This window comes from Idiomarina seosinensis, from assembly GCF_003987275.1.
In the GTDB taxonomy this organism is placed as follows: domain Bacteria; phylum Pseudomonadota; class Gammaproteobacteria; order Enterobacterales; family Alteromonadaceae; genus Idiomarina; species Idiomarina seosinensis.
Genome location: NZ_PIQF01000001.1, coordinates 1032152 through 1048636, shown reverse-complemented (window position 1 = coordinate 1048636; position 16485 = coordinate 1032152). Strand labels below are relative to the sequence as shown.

Sequence of the window (16485 nt, the reverse complement as noted above, 5' to 3'; positions counted from 1 at the left end):
GGGTATTACATGAACGCACAAATGGTTTTGGAGTTTTGGTTCCAACAACTAACACCCAAGCAATGGTTTATAAAAAGTAAGGAGCTAGATAGCACGATTAAAGAGCGATTCACGAATACTTTGATCGCAGCCGCTAAAGGTGAATGTTGGCAGTGGCGCGAGACTGCAAAAGGACGTTTGGCTGAAATTATCGTGCTTGATCAGTTTTCTCGTAACATCTATCGTGACACAGCAGATGCTTTTTCACAGGACACAATCGCGCTGGTGCTGGCGCAGGAAGCGGTGGCGCGAGGAGCCGATAATTCACTCAATGCGGACGAAAAAGCATTTTTATATATGCCCTATATGCACAGCGAGTCAAAGCTGATTCACCAACAGGCAATGTCACTGTTCCAGCAGCCCGGTCTTGAAAACAATTACAAGTTTGAGGTAAGGCATAAGGAGATAATCGACCAGTTTGGTCGGTACCCGCATCGAAATGAGGCGTTAGGGCGTGAGTCGACATCCGCCGAAAAAGAGTTTTTAAAACAGCCCGGCTCCAGCTTTTAAAGTGCCGGGCTTATGTCGATTATTGTAATACCATTGCGGGGTTACAGGTCGTTGCGCTTCCATTTACTAAAGGCAATGAAGTACAACAGCGCAAGATTAGCGAATGGAACCAACATTAATAATGAAAGCGGTGCCGGGTAACCAATGCGTTGGCAAATCCGCCAAACAGGAACGACCAATAAAATGGCACCAACCAGCATCCAGAGAAATCCCATTCCGGCAAACATTTCGTGACCCATAATAATTTCCTTATTTGCTAACTGTATGTTTTACCTTAGACTGCTCGCTTTGAAGTTGCAAAGGTGAAATTACCGATGAGCTCGCCAGAACTCTGCCCCTGCGGCAGTCAAAAAGAGTATCAGCATTGCTGCCAGTTACTGCATAACGGACATGCCAATGCCGAAACGCCGGAGCAATTGATGCGCTCGCGTTACAGCGCGTTTGTGAAAAAACTGTCGCAGTACCTGTTAAAAACCTGGCATACCAGTACTCGGCCAATGACCCTGGACTTAACGGATTCACCAGACTGGGTAGGGCTGCAGGTAGTGTCGTCCGCTGCGCATGGTGATAAGGGCCAGGTGCACTTCCGCGCTTTTTATAAGGACGGCGGTGCCACTGGCTTTATGGAAGAACATTCAGAGTTCGTTCGCGAAAACCAACAGTGGCTTTATCTGAACGGCAAGGTCAGTTAGTTGCTATTGAATTAACGAATCAAATGCCATTCGGTTTGCCGGCTTGCTGCATAGATAACACGACGACCGTCAAAGTAGGCCGTTTGCTCTAGCATAATCTGTACGGTTTGATCGCCCCATTCCGGCACTGTTTGCTTAATATTACCTTCGATCGCGTAGGCGGTATTCGGGTACAACAACCAGTCACCAGTAACGTCGGTGGGGCCTTGATTATCCCACATGCCGATAGTTGGCCCGGGTGCGTGGCCAAAGAAACCAATAGGGTGTGTGTAGGTACTGCTGTCGATACCTGCCTGCTGGCTGGCATGCATTGTTGCGGCGAGTATTTCATTGCCAGTGCGGCCGCTGATAAACTCATTAGTTAACAGGTCCTGCCATTGGTTACCGGTTGCCAGTGCATTTTTTAATCCCGCAGGGGCGCTGTCTTCATCGACCTTCAAAACGTAGCCCATCTCCTGGGTGTCGGTGCACATTTTCAAGTAACAGATGCCTACGTCTGTATGCAGCACATCGCCGCGTTTAATGACTCCTTTGCCAACACTGCAAAACGGCATATCGCTAGTGCAGTCATTGCCTTCACGCTGAAAGGTGACATAAGGCATAAACCAGGCATCCAGCCCGAGCTCTTCAAAACGCTGACGAATGAACCAGGCCACATCTTCGGTGGTTGTCGCATTTGGGGTAATGGCTTTTGCACTAAATGCTTCGGCGATAACGCCGCGGGCGAGGGATACTGCCGTACTCAGTACGCTAAGTTCGCTGTCAGTGCGGGTTTCTAACCAACGTACCGTGAGGTTCTCAGCGGGCTGTAAACGGTTTTGATAAGTCTCCGGAAGTACTGCGACCAGGCGATCATAAAGGCCTTTGGTTAAACCGTCTGCCTCGGGCCAATGTTCAGATTGATTAATACCGATAGTCTGCGGATCTTTTTCCTGAATCAGTTTAGCTAAAGCCTGCCACTGCTCATTTAAATCGCCTCCTGACCAATACGATTGGTAGGGGTCTCCGAATGGATAGGTATTAACCGAGAGTTTCTCAACGGTGCCATCGTCTAGCCGGTTAAAAATCAGCATCGTTGTTCGACGAGCGGCAAAAGTAGGCTGTGGCACCAGTGAAAAATACACCGGATCTTCGGCATACTCGCGATTAATAACAAGCCACATATCCAGCTGCGCTGACTCCATCAATTGCGGCAGTAGCTTTTCCAGTCGCTCGTTCAGCATACGGTTTTGCGGCGCTACCCGCTCCCGGTGTTCAAGCACTTGTCCTTGCTGCGCTGCGCTGGCCGTGCTGGTTAATAGGAATAAACCGGCCACTGCACTGAATAAAGAAAACTGTTTTCGAAAAGACATGGGAAAATCCTTTAAGGTTACTCTGTTTACTCAGTGCGTCTATTTACGACGTAGGAAAAAGGCAACAATAGCGCTGGTGATGGCGCCCATACCGATCGCACCTGCTACAGCCTGAAACATATAGGCATTCAGGTTAAAATATTTTTCAGCTCGTGTTTCGCTCATCATATCTGAGGCGACACTGTATTCACGCATGTTCTGGAAAAAGTCCGGCGAAATTACATGGTGCGTTAATAGCTGCACTAGTGGCGAGAGTATGGCAACCACAATGGCGATCTTTAAACCGCTGATAAAACCTTGTAGCCAGGTCATTTTTTGATCGGGCAACGCGGCACGCTTATCCCTTAAAGCCAAAATGTAAATAATCACGGCAACCACCGCAAAAAAGTTTGAAACGACAGCGTGGTAGTTAATGTTTTCGTCGTGCAGTCCGGTCGCGCGTTCGAGCAACATCCAGCCAAGCAGTGCCAGCGCAAAAATGACGCCCCATTTAATTTCCTTCATTGGTGTTATCCTTTTTTTATTAAACCGGTAGCCAGTTTAGCCTGACTTTTCGAGCTTAGCCAACAGGCTAAGCGCCTCCCGGAACAGGTTAAGTTGAGTAAATTCCATGCAATTGCCGTCAAGCAGTGTTAATTTCGGACATTATGACTTAAACCGGGTTAAAACGCTGTTATGAAAACTATTATTCAGTCTTTATTAAAAGGCTTTGCAATTTTGCTGCCGATTATTGTTACCGTGTTTTTGGTGCAGTGGCTGTTGGTCACTATAGAAACCTGGCTTAGCCCAATATGGCTGGCTATTCTCGGTGAAACCTATTACTTCCCTGGATTAGCGTTCATTAGCTTTTTGGGACTTGCTATTTTGATCGGGTTTAGTGCCCGCTGGCGCTTTATGAACTGGATCTGGCAACTGCCGGGCATTTTAATGAATAAACTGCCGTTGCTGCGCAGTCTGTACGGTACCGTTAACGATATCTTTGAAATGATGTCGGGTAAGGACTTTGCTGATGAATCGGTGGTGATGGTGACCTTACCGGGCAGCAATATGCGCTTAATCGGTATTGTTACCAAAAAAAGTGGTAAAAAAGACGATCGCTTATCAAAAACATTAAAAGACGATCAGGTCGCGGTTTTCTTACCAATGAGCTATAACGTCGGCGGTTACATGGTGATTGTGCCCAGTGACTGCGTTGAGTCGTTAGATATGAAGCCGGCCGACGCGCTGCAATTAACCATTAGTGCGGGCCTCGGTAAAAATCGGGATTACCGTTGAGTCATTATTCATATACTTTTGATCCAAATGCGCTCTTATTCGCTAAAACACAATGAATGTGTTTTTATGAGGAGAATATGATGGAAATTGTGCAGTTTGGATCGAACGATATTGAGAATAAATTAGCCTCTATGGACAAGGGTCAGTTAGATGATGTAGCGTTTGGCGCAATACAACTGGATGGGTCAGGTAAGATCATTCAATATAACGCTGCTGAGGGTGATATCACAGGCCGTGATCCATCGGCAGTTGTTGGTAAGAACTTTTTTACTGATGTAGCGCCTTGCACCAATAGTTCTGAGTTTAAAGGCAAGTTTGACGAAGGTGTTAAAAACGGTGACTTAAATACCATGTTTGAGTACACCTTCGATTATGAAATGAAGCCAACCAAAGTAAAAGTCCATATGAAAAAAGCGCTGTCCGGTGACAGCTACTGGGTGTTTGTAAAACGCCTGTAATGCTTGAATTATCACAAACTTCGATTGTAAGTCTCATTGGCGCTTTAGCCGCCGATGAGCTTACCCGCATACGCAAACAAGATAACCAACTGTGGAAAGGCCGGCAATGGCTACCCGATACCGTTATTACCACCGCAGGCAAAGCAAAAGGTGATGACGACGAGGTGGTTGTTGATTCGTTCGAATGGATGTCGATTGCCAGTCGGGTGGTTGATTTTTTTCAGATAGAAAGCAGCGGACTGGAAGACTACTTATTGCGCGTTGCCCGCCTTGGCGATTGGGCCGATGTGGTTGCAACCAGCCGCAGCAAAGCCAGCAGTAATATCAGCTTCTCGACATCAGGCTCGACCGGCCAGCCACAACGGCATCAGCAGCAGTGGTCACATTTGGTCGCAGAAGCCCAATTTTTTGCTGAGTACTTAAAGCAAAATCAGATTCAACCCCAACGTGTTATTGGTGTGGTGCCACCGCATCACATATATGGCTTTATTTTTTCTGTATTACTTCCCGAACTTCTAGACGTTTCAGTGGTGCGTGGGCTTAAAGCTTTTTCCCAGGTGCAGGGACAGCGCTTGCAAAACGATGATTTGATCGTGGGCTTTCCGAGTTGGTATGAACAGCTGGCGCAGCAACCCATTGGGTTTCCTGAGCGAGCGAGTGCAGTTTGCTCGGGTGGTCCAGTTGAACAACAGGCGCTCACTACGCTGCAAAAGAAAGGGTTGGACACTGTTGTTGAAGTTTACGGTAGCACAGAAACGTCGGGCATTGGAGTGCGCACTGAGCGGCAGGGACTTTATCAGCTTTTGCCAAGCTGGCAACGGTTGTCAATAAAACAGCTGGCCCGGCTCGGTACGGACGAGACGGTGGCACTACCAGATTCTCTGGAGTGGCATGATCAACGGCATTTTCGTCCTTTAGCGCGTCATGATCAAGCCGTTCAGGTTAATGGGATCAATGTATATCCCCGAAGAATCGCTGAAGTAATTGTCGCGCACCCGGGGATTAAAACGGCGCGAGTCAGAACCTTGGCCTCTAACGACAGTAGTGGTCTGAAAGCGCTACTGGTTCCAACATCGACGTTATCAGATCAAACTGATGAAATGCTTATTACGAAGCTTCAAGAATGGTTGCGAGACAAGCTTGAATCGCATGAAATACCAAAACAATTTAGAGTCGCCAGTCAGGTTCCTACTAACGATATGGGTAAGGAAATTGACTGGGATTTACAACCGGATTTAATGAGTCGTTAATTGAATGTGTCAATCCATCATTTTTAGTCGTAGTCCGCTGTCAGTCGCCGATGTAGTTAACTTAAGCCAGGCAAAATCGTCCGCAGTACTCGATGACTCCGCTGATTTTATCGAGTGGATAGAAGCGGGCGCTCGTGTTATTGATGATGTTCTGCGTAAAGACGGAAAAATTTACGGCGTTACCACCGGCTATGGTGATAGCTGCGAGGTAAGCGTGCCGCTTGAATCGGTGAATCAGTTACCCGTTAATTTGACTCGTTTCCATGGTTGCGGCTTGGGTAAATATTTTTCTGAAGCTGAAACTCGGGCCATTCTTGCGGTTAGGTTAGGCTCGTTATGCCAAGGCTATTCGGGTGTCAGCTATAAGCTATTACAGCGCCTTAGTTTGATGTTACAGCATGATATTTTACCGCTAATCCCTGAAGAAGGCAGTGTTGGAGCAAGTGGTGATTTGACACCGTTGTCTTACATCGCGGGCGCGTTAATTGGTGAGCGAGAGGTGCGCTTCCAAGGCAAAACAATGCTCAGCTCCGAAGCTTTTTCGGCATTGGGTATCGAGCCCTACCAGTTACGCCCGAAAGAAGCATTGGCGTTAATGAATGGCACGGCTGTAATGACCGCTTTAGCTTGTTTGGCTTACGATAGTGCGCGCTATTTGTGTCAGCTTTCTAGCCGCATTACCAGCCTCACTCTGGCCGCTGTTGGTGGCAATCCGTATCATTTTGATGAGCAACTGCATGCGGTAAAACCCCACGCAGGACAACAGCAAGTCGCTGCTTGGATACGCAGTGATCTCGTAGTGGCCGAAACGCACCCGACACAGACGCGTTTACAAGATCGTTATTCAATTCGATGCGCGCCACATATTGTTGGTGCTGTACAGGACGCGTTGCCGTTTATAGAGAGAACGCTACTGGATGAGCTGAATAGCGCTAACGATAACCCTATTGTTGACAGCCAAGCGCAGCGAATTCATCACGGCGGGCATTTTTACGGCGGTCACATTGCCATGGTAATGGACTTGCTAAAAACTCAGGTGGCTAACCTTGCGGATCTGCACGATCGGCAGATGGCTTTGATGCTGGATGAAAAAAGTAATAACGGCTTGCCGGCTAATTTATCTGCTGCGACGGGTGAAGAAAAACCATTAAGCCACGGCTTTAAGGCGGTACAAATAGGCTGTTCCGCCTGGACCGCTGAGGCTTTAAAGCTGACCATGCCAGCCAGCGTGTTTTCCCGCTCTACTGAGTGCCACAATCAAGATAAAGTGAGTATGGGGACCATTGCCGCCAGAGACTGCAGACGTGTTATAGAACTGACAGAGCAAGTAGCTGCAGCGGCTTTCATGGCAGCATCGCACGGCTGTCTGTTAAGAAAAAATATATCTGAGTTGGTGCTTACGGAACCACTGCAAGCTTTCTTAGAGCAGCAACAAACAGAGTTTCCGTTGCTGACTAAAGACCGGCCGTTGGAGATGGAATTACGAAAGATGCTGAATTATATAGCACAACAGCATTGGCAGTTTTATAAGGCGACGTAATGGCTCAGCTACAGTAAAGGAATCGTAAACCTGTCTCCAGAATTTGAGGCACGTGCTATGTTTATGATGAGTTGTTGATAATAAGGATATGTGACTATGAAAAAATTGATTCTTGTTACCGCTCTGTCTGCGTTTGTCGTAGCTGGTTGCGCTAATATGAATAATACCCAGAAAGGTGCGGCGATTGGTGCAGTCACTGGTGCTTTGCTGGGTAAAGGCACCGGCGATCACGATAAAAGTCGGTACATCTGGGGGGCCGCTGTAGGTGCGCTGGCAGGCAGCGCCATTGGTAACTACATGGACAAGCAAGAGCAGGAGTTTCGTGATGAACTGTCCGGCAGCGGTGTTCAGGTGATTCGTGATGGCGATAATATTCGTTTGCAGTTGCCGGGGAACATTACCTTTGCCACGGACAGTGCTTCTATCTCGCAGAACTTCTATCCGGTCTTAAACGACGTAGCGAAGGTGCTGAAAAAATATGAAAAAACCACAATGATGGTGGAAGGTCATACAGACAGTACTGGCGCTGCAGAATACAATCAACAGTTGTCCTTAAATCGGGCAATGGCGGTTCGTAATTACCTGACAGGAAATGGCGTTGATCAGCGTCGTTTAACGACTTACGGCTATGGCGAAAGCCAGCCAATTGCCGATAATAATACCGCAAGTGGTCGCGAACAGAATCGTCGTGTTGAACTAAAAATTATTCCAAATACCGAACAATAAAGCTGATTACTTGTTCTGAGCGTTGCGCTGTCGGCGACAGCGTTCGGAACAATACTTTACCTCGTTCCAGCAGTCTTTCCATTTTTTTCTCCAATTGAACGATCTCTCACAGACCGGGCACAGCTTACTGGGAAGGTGACTTTTTTGGTGCGACATGTCGGTTAAGTATCCTTTTTCTGGAGTTTCTCACTTGTGGTTTTTTGCGCCATTGCCATAGCCTCTCGCGCGCGTCTTTTGCGGCTTGTTCAAGGTTGATTACAGGCTCGGGGTAGTGTTCGCCCAACTTAAAGTCGTATAGCTGTTGCTCTAAGGCCGTTACTTGCCAGGGTTGGTGCACTAAATAGTCGGGGAGATCGGTTAATTCGGGACACCATCGTTTGATAAATTCGCCCTGCGGGTCTTTGTCTTCACCTTGCTTTACAGGATTATAGATACGGATAGTATTAATTCCGGTCACGCCAGCCTGCATTTGAAATTGGGCGTAATGAATGCCCGGCTCAAAATCTAAAAATAATTGGGCTAAATGAGTGACTCCCTCCCGCCAGTCAAGTGCCAGGTGGTGCGTTAAAAAGCTAACCAACATCGCACGCATACGGAAATTTATGTAGCCGGTATGGTGCAGACAGCGCATGCAGGCATCAATCATAGGTACACCGGTTTGACCGTTTTTCCATGCGTGCAAATAGTGGTCTTTGGTGTTTCCTTTATTGACCGGCATATCGCGATAGCCTGGGTTAAGGTGGTCAAATTCCATACTGGGTTCACTTTCAAACTTTTGAATAAAGTGGCAGTGCCAATGTAACCGTGATGAAAGTGCTCGTAGTGAACGACTCCAGCCGGGTCGTTTGCGCGACCGTAAAACTGTATGGTAGACCTGCCGCAGACTAATATTGCCCCAGGCGATATAGGGCGACAATCGTGAGCAGGCGGTTTCTGCAGTCAATGGGCTCGATAGTTCACGATAGTAATTTTTACCACGTCCGGCATAAAATGAGTTCAGTGTGGACCACGCGTTTATTTCCCCACCTTGTTGGAAATGGTGGTTTGATTGTTGCCACTGATCAGGGAGTGAATCAGATTGTGGTGTCGGCTGTAGCCACTGAATTTGCTCTAATTGAGGATGTTGGGCAGAAGCACGCATCTGTTGGTGCCAGCGTTTATCCCAATCGTGACGGTGGGTTAATCCACGGATAACGGCGCCGCTCGAAGATTCAGCCCAATTGATCTGGTTATTCCGGCACCACTGGCCTACTTCAATGTCTCGCTGAAAGGTATAATTTAATCCAATCTCCTGGTGGCTCAATAACTGGTTGATACCAAATTCGCAATGCAGCTCCGTTAAAATGTTTAGAATCGAATCGCGTTTAACCAGTAACGCGGCTTCGGGGTTTTGCTGCTTGATGTCGTTTAGGCTCTCGATAATAAATCTAAAATGACGTTCGCTTAGATGAGGATCGGCTTCCATACCCGGTTCGAAGGCATATAGCAAAAGCGCAGGAAAAGTCGATTCAGACGCTTTCTTTAACGGTTCATGATCGTGCAAACGAAGATCACGTTTTAACCAGATAACATTGATCGGCATGAGGTCTATAGAGCGAAAAGTCGTTATCTGATAAACGGCAAAAGAGTACCGTTCGGATCAATTACCTATATTAGCGCTCGAATTCCAATAACTGATTATTTGCTGGCATTTTATGGTCGGCGACTAAACGGAATCCGCACTCTTTAGCCAGGCTGACAATCCATTGCTGATCACGCAAACCCATGCTTGGGTCTTGCTGTTTCAGTGATTGATCAAACGCAGCATTGCTGTCGCTGGTATAGTCACCGTTGTTGTTAAAAGGCCCGTAAATACAAAGTTTACTAACGTTAACAAGCGACTGTTCAAGGTGCTTAAATAGGGCTTCCACCGCCAACTTCGGCATTATGTGGCAAGTGTTTGCGGTAAACAGTGCGTCGAAACTTCCCTGAGGAGCAGCATCAAAAACATTAAATTCTAAAGGCGGCCGTAAATTAGCGACAGGCTGCTGTTGTATTCGAGCGGTTACAGCCGGTAGATATTCACCTTGATCAGATGGCTGCCAAACCAAGTGTGGCAGCTGTTCAGCAAAGTACGTGGCATGTTGTCCGGTGCCACTGCCTACTTCAAGAACCGCTGATGATTTGGCAAACGCCGACGTTAATACACTTAAAATTGGCTGCTTATTGTTCTCGCAGGCTTGCGAAAAGGGAAGACTCATGTTCATCTCATTTTTGCTACGCTGTTATCAGGATACATTACCATAACGAGATGGAGTTACCGATGAAATATCTATTTCTGGTTCACATCAACGAGGGATACACAGCTGAAGATTATGCCGACGCGTGGGTCAGAGCTAGTGAGCTAATTCAACAAGCTCCGGGGGCGCGAGGCACAGAATTGCATCGGAAAATTGGCGATGATAAGACGTTAATAGCGATTGCCAGCTGGGACAGCAAAGCCCAGCGTGATGCAATGGAAAACAAGGATAATTCGGAAGTCAGCAGGATCATTAAAAGCGCGGCACCGTTTTGTGAGATAACCCCATTAGGCGAGTTTGAAGATCCCGAGTGGGTGGTTAACCCGTCTGAATAATTAAGTGATACGGGCAAATTGGTGTTTGGTCAAGGTTATTCAGCAATCTGTATTGATCCAATAGCCTAGCCTTATAACTACTTAATTAAACACTCTGGTTAGGTAATAGGACGATCAATATGGCGAACAACATTAAAGCATTGCGACTAAAAGACCCGTTTGGATTGAATAACATTGAGGTTACAGAGATAGAGGACCCGGGTCAGCCAGGGCCGGGTGAAATTCGGGTGAAGATTAAAGCAAGTTCGCTGAATTTCCATGATTATGGAGTCGCAAGTGGCTTTATTCCGACTGACGATGGCCGTATTCCAATGTCAGACGGTGCCGGCGTGGTGGAGGCCATTGGCGAAGGCGTCCAGGAATTCTCAGTTGGTGATAAGGTAGTATCCACGTTCTTTCCACAGTGGTTGAGCGGTCCCGCTCCGGTTGGTGACTTTAGTAATACCCCCGGTGACGGCATCGATGGCTATGCGCGCGAAGTGGTGGTAAAACCTACCGAATTTTTTACTCATCAACCTAGCGGCTATAGCCATGCAGAATCAGCAACATTAACGACTGCTGGACTTACCGCTTGGCGGGCCTTGGTGGTTGATGGTCAGATTAAGCCTGGTAATTCGGTACTGGTATTAGGCAGTGGTGGTGTTTCTGTATTCGCTTGCCAGTTAGCAAAAAGCCTGGGAGCGACTGTCTATGCAACTTCTTCATCGAACGAGAAACTTGACCGCTATAAACAACTCGGCGCTGATCATTTGATTAACTATAAAGAAGATCCGGAGTGGGGCAAAACAGTGCGTAAGCTAACCGGAGGTCGTGGCGTCGATCATGTGATTGAGGTTGGCGGACCAGGAACTTTACCGCAGTCCATTAATGCGGTTGCAATTGCCGGTCATATTGCTTTGATTGGCGTATTAACCGGTAGCGAGGGACAAGTACCTACTGCTAAGTTGATGGCCAAACAAGCGCGCTTGCAAGGCTTAATTGTTGGTAGTCGGGATAACCAAAAAGACTTTGTCCGAGCGTTGGAAACCAATGGTATTAAGCCGGTGGTCGATAAGGTCTTTGCGTTGGAAGACTTAGCTGATGCATTTCGTTATGAAGAGACGGGTCAACACTTTGGTAAAATTTGTCTGGAGTTTTAAAAGAATAGGGGCCAGCGTGTGCTGGCCCCTAATTAGATAGTATTAATAATTACCGGATACCATAATATCGTTTTCTACGTCTTCAACGCCATCGACGCCTTCCGCTAGTTGGCCTGCGGTTTCAGCATCAACATCTGAGCTGACAGTTCCCGATAAATAGACCACCCGATCTCGGGTTTCGACGCTGATATTGCTGCTGTTTAGACCACCATTATCAAATAAAGCCGTTTTTACCTTGGCTGTAATAGCTGCGTCGCTGAGGTACTCACTCGCTTCTTCCATTTGCGCTTCAGCAGCTTCGCCCATTTCATCTGCTGTTTGTTCGGCCGATTGCATTGCATCCTCGGTTTTGCTGTCCGCAGATTCTTGGCTGCAACCAACGATTGTAAACAAACTGAGTGCAACTACGGTTGGTAACCATACGTTTTTCATAGTAATTTCCTCTTTCCTTGAAACCTGTAAAAAACTATAGTTGATTTAATTTATTTCGCCACAACCTTTACGCCAGTTTTACGTAGGAAAACATGAATTTACAAGAACTCTTGAACGCATTGCTAGAGGAGCTTAAGAGCTCGGACTCGTTATTACGGCTAGTGATTAGCACCGTTGTTTTGATCTGTGTGGTGATTTTTGCACGCTGGATATTGCGACGTTATATTCGCCGTAACGTCAATTCGACCGACCTTCGTCGGCGTTGGCTAGTTCAGCTACGCAATGGACTGTTGTTGGTCCTGCTGCTTGGTTTGGTAATGATTTGGGGCAACGAGCTGCGAACATTTGCTTTGTCATTAGTGGCTATTGCGGTGGCGTTGGTGATTGCCACCAAAGAGCTGATTATTTGTGTCAGTGGCACTTTAATAAAAAGTGGGTCGAATGCATTTCAGTTGGGTGACCGTATTCAAATAAAGGAATATCGTGGCGATGTTATCGATCAGAACCTACTAACCACGACTATTCTGGAAGTAGGGCCCGGTAAGAATATGCAACAACGAAGTGGTCGCATGGTTGTGATTCCTAACTCGTTATTTGCGATGGAGCCACTAATTAACGAGAGTTATAGTAAGGACTTTGTGCTACATACATTTGCAATCCCATTCTTACGAACAGACGACTGGCAGCGAGCGCAAAAAGAATTATTACGTGTTGCGCAGATCTACTGTGACGAATACCTGAGCGACGTAAAACGTCATTTTGATCGGATCAGTTATCGTACAGGCCTGGATTCGCCAGCAGTCGAACCGCGCGTAACGTTACAATTTGAAGAAGCAGAAGATATTACCTTGGTGGTTCGAATTCCAGCCCGAGCCGAAAGTCGTAACTGGGTTGAGCAAAACATTCTGAACGATGTTTTCTCAAATAATGATTTTTCTAGCAAGCAGGACGCTTAAGAGTCCTGCTTTTCATTCTTTTGCTTACGCCGAAGGCTCGCGCCGTAACCAATGCCGAACGCGACGCCTAAAGCGATACCCAGCGCTAGTTGATCCATAGCGACACCAATGCCAATGCCGACACCAACGCCGATTGCGATGGACACTCCCATAGGGTTGTTATCACTGGCTTTTTTACTTTCACTCATAATGATTGATCCACATCAAGTTGAAAAGGGCGGCTCTTTAATACACTAAAACCATAAACGATGTAGGGGGATAGAACCATGAGTTTATGGCAAGAGTTTTTTAAAGACCCAGTTATTTTTATTTCTTTTGTAGGCCTGGGTATCGTTATTGGCCTGTGTGTTTTTTATGGTATTTTCTTTTACAAGAAAATGATTGAAGCAGAAAAAAATCATTAACTGCTAACCGTCAGCTAAGCATTTTTTAACGCTGACGGTTCTTTACCTCATACATTGCCTGGTCCGCGCGTTTTAATAAATCGTTAACCGACAACTGGGTAGTTGCCCGATAGTAGCCAATGCTTGTTGATACGGTTAACGACAGATCCCGGCGCACCTGAATCGGTTGATTAAGGTGTTTTTGCAGACGTTCAATAAACTGGGTTATTTCAGCATCGTCATGCAAACTGTCAGTGACAATAATAAACTCATCACCGCCAAAACGTGCAGCCACATCACAGTCGCGGATTGCACTTTGGATTCTATCAGCTAACACGATGAGTACCTTATCCCCAACGTCATGACCATAGTTGTCGTTAATCGGTTTAAACTCATCAACGTCTAACATAAATAATGTCACTGGTGTCGCCGCCGAATCGCAGCTTTGCATGACTTTAGAGAGTATTTCGTTAAGTCCATTACGGTTAAATAGGTTGGTTAAGCCATCATGCTTTGCCATTTGCTCAAGTTCGTAGGTCCGTTGAGCAATTCTATTTTCAAGTTGCTCTTCGTTGGTTTTTAGTGCGGTTAACATGCCTTCCTGGGCTCGTTCTTTGTCTTGTTTTAGTTGGTTAAATTTGGCGGCGATAGCAAATGACAACAGAATCATTTCCAGCGCGGACCCTATTTGCATTCCGTACAAAGTGAAGAAGTGCGTTGGCAGAACTCCCAGGTTGCGCAGCGCGTGAATGGTTGCCCCTGAGAGTAACAATGTCCAGGCGATGACAAACAGTGTTGAACCGGGTACCCGTTTTATTAAACAACCAATGCCGCAGCTCAGCAGTACCACCCCGGCGACTAACCCGTTGAAATCGGATAATAGCAATGCGTTTTGTGCGGAGAGCAGGATGGCACCGATCAGTCCGCTGCCGGATACAAACAATGGCAAGTATGTAACTCGATACCAAAATCGATTGTTTTGTTTTAGGTTTAAAAAATCCCGTGCAAATAACGTTGCAGTAAACCCAGCGGCACAGAAACCAAACGCCATAACTCGGTTAACGTTTAAGGCGCTGTGGTCCCAAAATAGTTGCGGGCCAATACCGTTCATTGACAACGTGCCAATCAGGAAGCTGGATACAAAAAGGGAATAAAAAAGAAAGGTTTTTTGTTTTAACGAGATAAAGAGTAAAAGGTTATAAAGCCCCAGCGCAAATAGCATGCCGCAGTATAGTGATATCCAGAATAGTTCGGTACTGAAGGTGGAATCGTAGACTGCCGGAGAGTAGAGCCGGTGAAAAGCGGTTAAACTACCATTGCTCTCAATTTTTGTGTACACCTGAACTGTTTGTTTTGCCGGTATGGTTAAAGGAAACGAGGGGTGACGGTTTTGTAAGGTACGTTTGTCGCTCGCCACGTGCGACCCGGACTGCATTTCTCTGGCTAACTTACCGTTTTCGTTTACAACATATACCGAGACTTTATCCAGGTTAGCGTAATCAAAGGATAAAACTTTTAATAGCTCATCGTCTGAAGTATTGGTAATAACATTTGAAAGCCAGACAGTACCGTCATAGTAGCCAAGGTGTAATTGGGCTGGCTTTAACACGGGGACAAATTGCTCAGTATTTTTCTGAATATCGGCTAATGACAGTTGCCCGCGATCGTCATAGAGTACGCGTGAATAGTGAGTCAACTGAACTTCGTCGAGGCTGCCGCTCAAATACAAGTTGGCGCTGTTTGCCGAGGCCCAGGTCGACGCAGCGACAAAAGGACTGACTAAAACAAGCATGAATAGAACAAAAAGTTTGCGTACGTCGATCATGTCTAAATGATATATTTTTGTTAATGAGCCGATACTAGCAGTAATCTAACAGTTTAAAAACTGTCATTTAAATATTAATTGATGACTTAAAGGCTTTCCGCGTAGCTGTTTTTGCGACTGTGATGTTTGGTAATAAAAAATAAAACAAGCCCGGAGCCAGCAAGCAGTGCGCCGACCCAACCAGTGCCTTGCCATTGCCAGGGGGAAACGATAGCCAGCCCACCCAAGTAGGCACCCAGACCGTTGGCGATATTAAAAGCCGCATGATTTAACGACGCCGCTAATGTTTGTGCTTCACCAGCGACATCCATCAGGCGAACTTGTAAGGTTGGAACAAGGGCTGCGGTAGATCCCAGCAAAAATACCATGGGTAAAATAGTTGCCAGTTTTTCGATACTAAAAGGAAAAACTAATAGCACCAGCATTGACCAGCCTAGCGACCCGCCAATGGCCCATTTTATATTGACATCAGTGGCCCAACCGCCAACCAAACTGCCCGTTAGCGAGCCAATACCATAAACTAATAGCGCAACGGGTATCCAGGCGGCAGAAACTTGAGTTGCTTCGAGTAGCGTAGGTGCTAGGTAGCTTAATACTGCAAACATACCACCAAATCCAATGCTGCCTATTGCAAGTGTTAGCAGAACCTGATGGTTCTTTAGGGCGCTAAGTTCTGTGCGTGTTCGAGTGCGATTTTTTTCTGGGTAGGCTGGCACCACCAGCAGAATTAAAACTGCGGCGGCTAAAGCGGTAATACCGACCCCCTGGTACACCCAACGCCAGTCCAAAAGCTGACCAAACCAAGTGGCTACCGGATTGCCGACTAAAATAGCAATGGTTAAGCCCATCATTACCATGGTTACCGCCATGCCTCGTTGATCCTTCCGCACCATTGCCGCCGCCATTAAACAGACGATACCGCCATAAGCACCATGCGGTAATCCAGTGAGAAACCGCCACCATTGCAACTCGATAAAACTCGAGGCATTAGCACTTGCGATGTTGCCTGCCGCATAAATCAGCATCAGTATCAGCAACAGCAGTTTTTTAGGAACACGGGCAAAAATAACGGTGATTAGTGGTGCTCCAATAACCACCCCTAATGCGTATAAACTAACCAGGTAGCCGGTTTGTTGTGAGTTGGTGGAAAACTCCTGACCAACATCCGGCAGTAAACCCATCATGACGAATTCGCCAATACCAATAGCAAAGGTACCGATGGCCATAGCAAAAATGGCGAAACCGATTGTTAATTTTGAATTGGGCATTGGTGGCTAATAGGGCTATTGATTAA

The 16485-nt window shown here is 46.7% G+C and carries 20 protein-coding genes and 1 pseudogene; 11 read left to right on the top strand and 10 right to left on the bottom strand.

Annotated features, from left to right (window positions below):
* Window positions 1–9: 9 nt before the first annotated feature.
* Window positions 10–549 (top strand): DUF924 family protein, encoded by a 540-nt coding sequence (locus tag CWI81_RS05025; RefSeq protein WP_126784190.1) that lies wholly within the window; start codon window positions 10–12, stop codon window positions 547–549.
* A gap of 41 nt (window positions 550–590) precedes the next feature.
* Here CWI81_RS05025 and CWI81_RS05020 read toward each other — a convergent pair whose 3' ends face one another.
* A complete protein-coding gene (locus CWI81_RS05020; RefSeq protein ID WP_241970346.1) occupies window positions 591–788 on the bottom strand; it encodes a hypothetical protein in 198 nt (65 codons plus the stop codon).
* A gap of 75 nt (window positions 789–863) precedes the next feature.
* Between CWI81_RS05020 and CWI81_RS05015 the strand changes: the two genes are divergently transcribed.
* A complete protein-coding gene (locus CWI81_RS05015) occupies window positions 864–1241 on the top strand; it encodes a YchJ family protein (RefSeq protein ID WP_126784188.1) in 378 nt (125 codons plus the stop codon).
* Between the two features lie 11 nt (window positions 1242–1252).
* Here the strand turns inward: CWI81_RS05015 and CWI81_RS05010 are convergent, their stop codons facing one another.
* Window positions 1253–2593 (bottom strand): M24 family metallopeptidase, encoded by a 1341-nt coding sequence (locus tag CWI81_RS05010; protein WP_126784187.1) that lies wholly within the window; start codon window positions 2591–2593, stop codon window positions 1253–1255.
* Between the two features lie 39 nt (window positions 2594–2632).
* Window positions 2633–3097, bottom strand: coding sequence for a DUF4199 domain-containing protein (locus CWI81_RS05005; RefSeq protein WP_126784186.1), 465 nt, complete (start codon window positions 3095–3097; stop codon window positions 2633–2635).
* Window positions 3098–3268: 171 nt separating this feature from the next.
* Between CWI81_RS05005 and CWI81_RS05000 the strand changes: the two genes are divergently transcribed.
* The 5 genes from CWI81_RS05000 (at window position 3269) to CWI81_RS04980 (ending at window position 7842) form a co-directional block, all read left to right on the top strand.
* On the top strand, window positions 3269–3868 hold the full coding sequence (locus tag CWI81_RS05000; RefSeq protein ID WP_126784185.1) for a DUF502 domain-containing protein: 600 nt from the start codon (window positions 3269–3271) through the stop codon (window positions 3866–3868).
* Between the two features lie 77 nt (window positions 3869–3945).
* Window positions 3946–4326, top strand: coding sequence for a photoactive yellow protein (gene pyp, locus CWI81_RS04995; RefSeq protein WP_241970345.1), 381 nt, complete (start codon window positions 3946–3948; stop codon window positions 4324–4326).
* Complete coding sequence (locus CWI81_RS04990; RefSeq protein WP_126784184.1) at window positions 4326–5576, top strand: AMP-binding protein; 1251 nt, start codon at window positions 4326–4328, stop codon at window positions 5574–5576. The genes pyp and CWI81_RS04990 overlap by 1 nt, the downstream gene beginning before the upstream one ends.
* A 4-nt stretch (window positions 5577–5580) precedes the next feature.
* Window positions 5581–7116, top strand: a complete 1536-nt coding sequence (locus CWI81_RS04985) for an HAL/PAL/TAL family ammonia-lyase (RefSeq protein ID WP_126784183.1) — start codon at window positions 5581–5583, stop codon at window positions 7114–7116.
* Between the two features lie 96 nt (window positions 7117–7212).
* Window positions 7213–7842 carry a YiaD family glycine zipper/OmpA-like lipoprotein gene (locus CWI81_RS04980; RefSeq protein WP_126784182.1) on the top strand — a complete coding sequence of 210 codons (630 nt, stop codon included), beginning with the start codon at window positions 7213–7215 and terminating at the stop codon, window positions 7840–7842.
* 84 nt (window positions 7843–7926) lie between these two features.
* Here the strand turns inward: CWI81_RS04980 and CWI81_RS12920 are convergent.
* From CWI81_RS12920 to CWI81_RS04965, 3 genes and pseudogenes are all read right to left on the bottom strand, one after another.
* Window positions 7927–7998 (bottom strand): annotated as a pseudogene (locus CWI81_RS12920) (DUF2256 domain-containing protein); the annotation flags it as partial.
* The gene (locus tag CWI81_RS04970; RefSeq protein WP_126784179.1) at window positions 7967–9424 is read right to left on the bottom strand and encodes a cryptochrome/deoxyribodipyrimidine photo-lyase family protein; all 1458 of its coding nucleotides are present in this window, start codon (window positions 9422–9424) and stop codon (window positions 7967–7969) included. The pseudogene CWI81_RS12920 and the gene CWI81_RS04970, both read right to left, overlap by 32 nt.
* Before the next feature lie 70 nt (window positions 9425–9494).
* Complete coding sequence (locus CWI81_RS04965; RefSeq protein ID WP_126784177.1) at window positions 9495–10082, bottom strand: DUF938 domain-containing protein; 588 nt, start codon at window positions 10080–10082, stop codon at window positions 9495–9497.
* A gap of 62 nt (window positions 10083–10144) precedes the next feature.
* On the opposite strand from CWI81_RS04965, the gene CWI81_RS04960 reads away from it, so the two are divergent.
* Complete coding sequence (locus CWI81_RS04960; protein WP_126784175.1) at window positions 10145–10456, top strand: antibiotic biosynthesis monooxygenase family protein; 312 nt, start codon at window positions 10145–10147, stop codon at window positions 10454–10456.
* Between the two features lie 119 nt (window positions 10457–10575).
* Entirely contained in the window at window positions 10576–11595 is a 1020-nt protein-coding gene (locus CWI81_RS04955; RefSeq protein ID WP_126784173.1) for a zinc-dependent alcohol dehydrogenase family protein, read from the top strand.
* A gap of 42 nt (window positions 11596–11637) precedes the next feature.
* Here the strand turns inward: CWI81_RS04955 and CWI81_RS04950 are convergent, their stop codons facing one another.
* Complete coding sequence (locus CWI81_RS04950) at window positions 11638–12027, bottom strand: BON domain-containing protein (RefSeq protein WP_126784172.1); 390 nt, start codon at window positions 12025–12027, stop codon at window positions 11638–11640.
* A 92-nt stretch (window positions 12028–12119) separates the two neighbouring features.
* Between CWI81_RS04950 and CWI81_RS04945 the strand changes: the two genes are divergently transcribed.
* Window positions 12120–12983, top strand: a complete 864-nt coding sequence (locus CWI81_RS04945) for a mechanosensitive ion channel domain-containing protein (protein ID WP_126784170.1) — start codon at window positions 12120–12122, stop codon at window positions 12981–12983.
* On the opposite strand, the gene CWI81_RS04940 is transcribed toward CWI81_RS04945, so the two are convergent.
* On the bottom strand, window positions 12980–13171 hold the full coding sequence (locus CWI81_RS04940; protein WP_126784168.1) for a glycine zipper domain-containing protein: 192 nt from the start codon (window positions 13169–13171) through the stop codon (window positions 12980–12982). The two genes, CWI81_RS04945 and CWI81_RS04940, sit on opposite strands and share 4 nt — an antisense overlap.
* Before the next feature lie 78 nt (window positions 13172–13249).
* Between CWI81_RS04940 and CWI81_RS04935 the strand changes: the two genes are divergently transcribed.
* Window positions 13250–13387, top strand: coding sequence for a DUF3149 domain-containing protein (locus CWI81_RS04935; protein ID WP_126784166.1), 138 nt, complete (start codon window positions 13250–13252; stop codon window positions 13385–13387).
* Between the two features lie 25 nt (window positions 13388–13412).
* Here CWI81_RS04935 and CWI81_RS04930 read toward each other — a convergent pair whose 3' ends face one another.
* On the bottom strand, window positions 13413–15191 hold the full coding sequence (locus CWI81_RS04930; RefSeq protein WP_126784164.1) for a diguanylate cyclase: 1779 nt from the start codon (window positions 15189–15191) through the stop codon (window positions 13413–13415).
* A gap of 86 nt (window positions 15192–15277) precedes the next feature.
* A complete protein-coding gene (locus CWI81_RS04925; protein WP_126784162.1) occupies window positions 15278–16459 on the bottom strand; it encodes an MFS transporter in 1182 nt (393 codons plus the stop codon).
* Between the last annotated feature and the right edge of the window lie 26 nt (window positions 16460–16485).

Coding starts and splice junctions, on each gene's coding strand:
- CWI81_RS04970 (WP_126784179.1), bottom strand. CDS start 9,424: ATGCCGATCAATGTTATCTGGTTAAAACGTGATCTTCGTTTGCACGAT.
- CWI81_RS04935 (WP_126784166.1), top strand. CDS start 13,250: ATGAGTTTATGGCAAGAGTTTTTTAAAGACCCAGTTATTTTTATTTCT.
- CWI81_RS05010 (WP_126784187.1), bottom strand. CDS start 2,593: ATGTCTTTTCGAAAACAGTTTTCTTTATTCAGTGCAGTGGCCGGTTTA.
- CWI81_RS04925 (WP_126784162.1), bottom strand. CDS start 16,459: ATGCCCAATTCAAAATTAACAATCGGTTTCGCCATTTTTGCTATGGCC.
- CWI81_RS05000 (WP_126784185.1), top strand. CDS start 3,269: ATGAAAACTATTATTCAGTCTTTATTAAAAGGCTTTGCAATTTTGCTG.
- CWI81_RS04945 (WP_126784170.1), top strand. CDS start 12,120: ATGAATTTACAAGAACTCTTGAACGCATTGCTAGAGGAGCTTAAGAGC.
- CWI81_RS04960 (WP_126784175.1), top strand. CDS start 10,145: ATGAAATATCTATTTCTGGTTCACATCAACGAGGGATACACAGCTGAA.
- CWI81_RS04950 (WP_126784172.1), bottom strand. CDS start 12,027: ATGAAAAACGTATGGTTACCAACCGTAGTTGCACTCAGTTTGTTTACA.
- CWI81_RS05005 (WP_126784186.1), bottom strand. CDS start 3,097: ATGAAGGAAATTAAATGGGGCGTCATTTTTGCGCTGGCACTGCTTGGC.
- CWI81_RS04965 (WP_126784177.1), bottom strand. CDS start 10,082: ATGAGTCTTCCCTTTTCGCAAGCCTGCGAGAACAATAAGCAGCCAATT.
- CWI81_RS04980 (WP_126784182.1), top strand. CDS start 7,213: ATGAAAAAATTGATTCTTGTTACCGCTCTGTCTGCGTTTGTCGTAGCT.
- pyp (WP_241970345.1), top strand. CDS start 3,946: ATGATGGAAATTGTGCAGTTTGGATCGAACGATATTGAGAATAAATTA.
- CWI81_RS04955 (WP_126784173.1), top strand. CDS start 10,576: ATGGCGAACAACATTAAAGCATTGCGACTAAAAGACCCGTTTGGATTG.
- CWI81_RS04930 (WP_126784164.1), bottom strand. CDS start 15,191: ATGATCGACGTACGCAAACTTTTTGTTCTATTCATGCTTGTTTTAGTC.
- CWI81_RS04990 (WP_126784184.1), top strand. CDS start 4,326: ATGCTTGAATTATCACAAACTTCGATTGTAAGTCTCATTGGCGCTTTA.
- CWI81_RS04985 (WP_126784183.1), top strand. CDS start 5,581: ATGTGTCAATCCATCATTTTTAGTCGTAGTCCGCTGTCAGTCGCCGAT.
- CWI81_RS05025 (WP_126784190.1), top strand. CDS start 10: ATGAACGCACAAATGGTTTTGGAGTTTTGGTTCCAACAACTAACACCC.
- CWI81_RS04940 (WP_126784168.1), bottom strand. CDS start 13,171: ATGAGTGAAAGTAAAAAAGCCAGTGATAACAACCCTATGGGAGTGTCC.
- CWI81_RS05015 (WP_126784188.1), top strand. CDS start 864: ATGAGCTCGCCAGAACTCTGCCCCTGCGGCAGTCAAAAAGAGTATCAG.
- CWI81_RS05020 (WP_241970346.1), bottom strand. CDS start 788: ATGGGTCACGAAATGTTTGCCGGAATGGGATTTCTCTGGATGCTGGTT.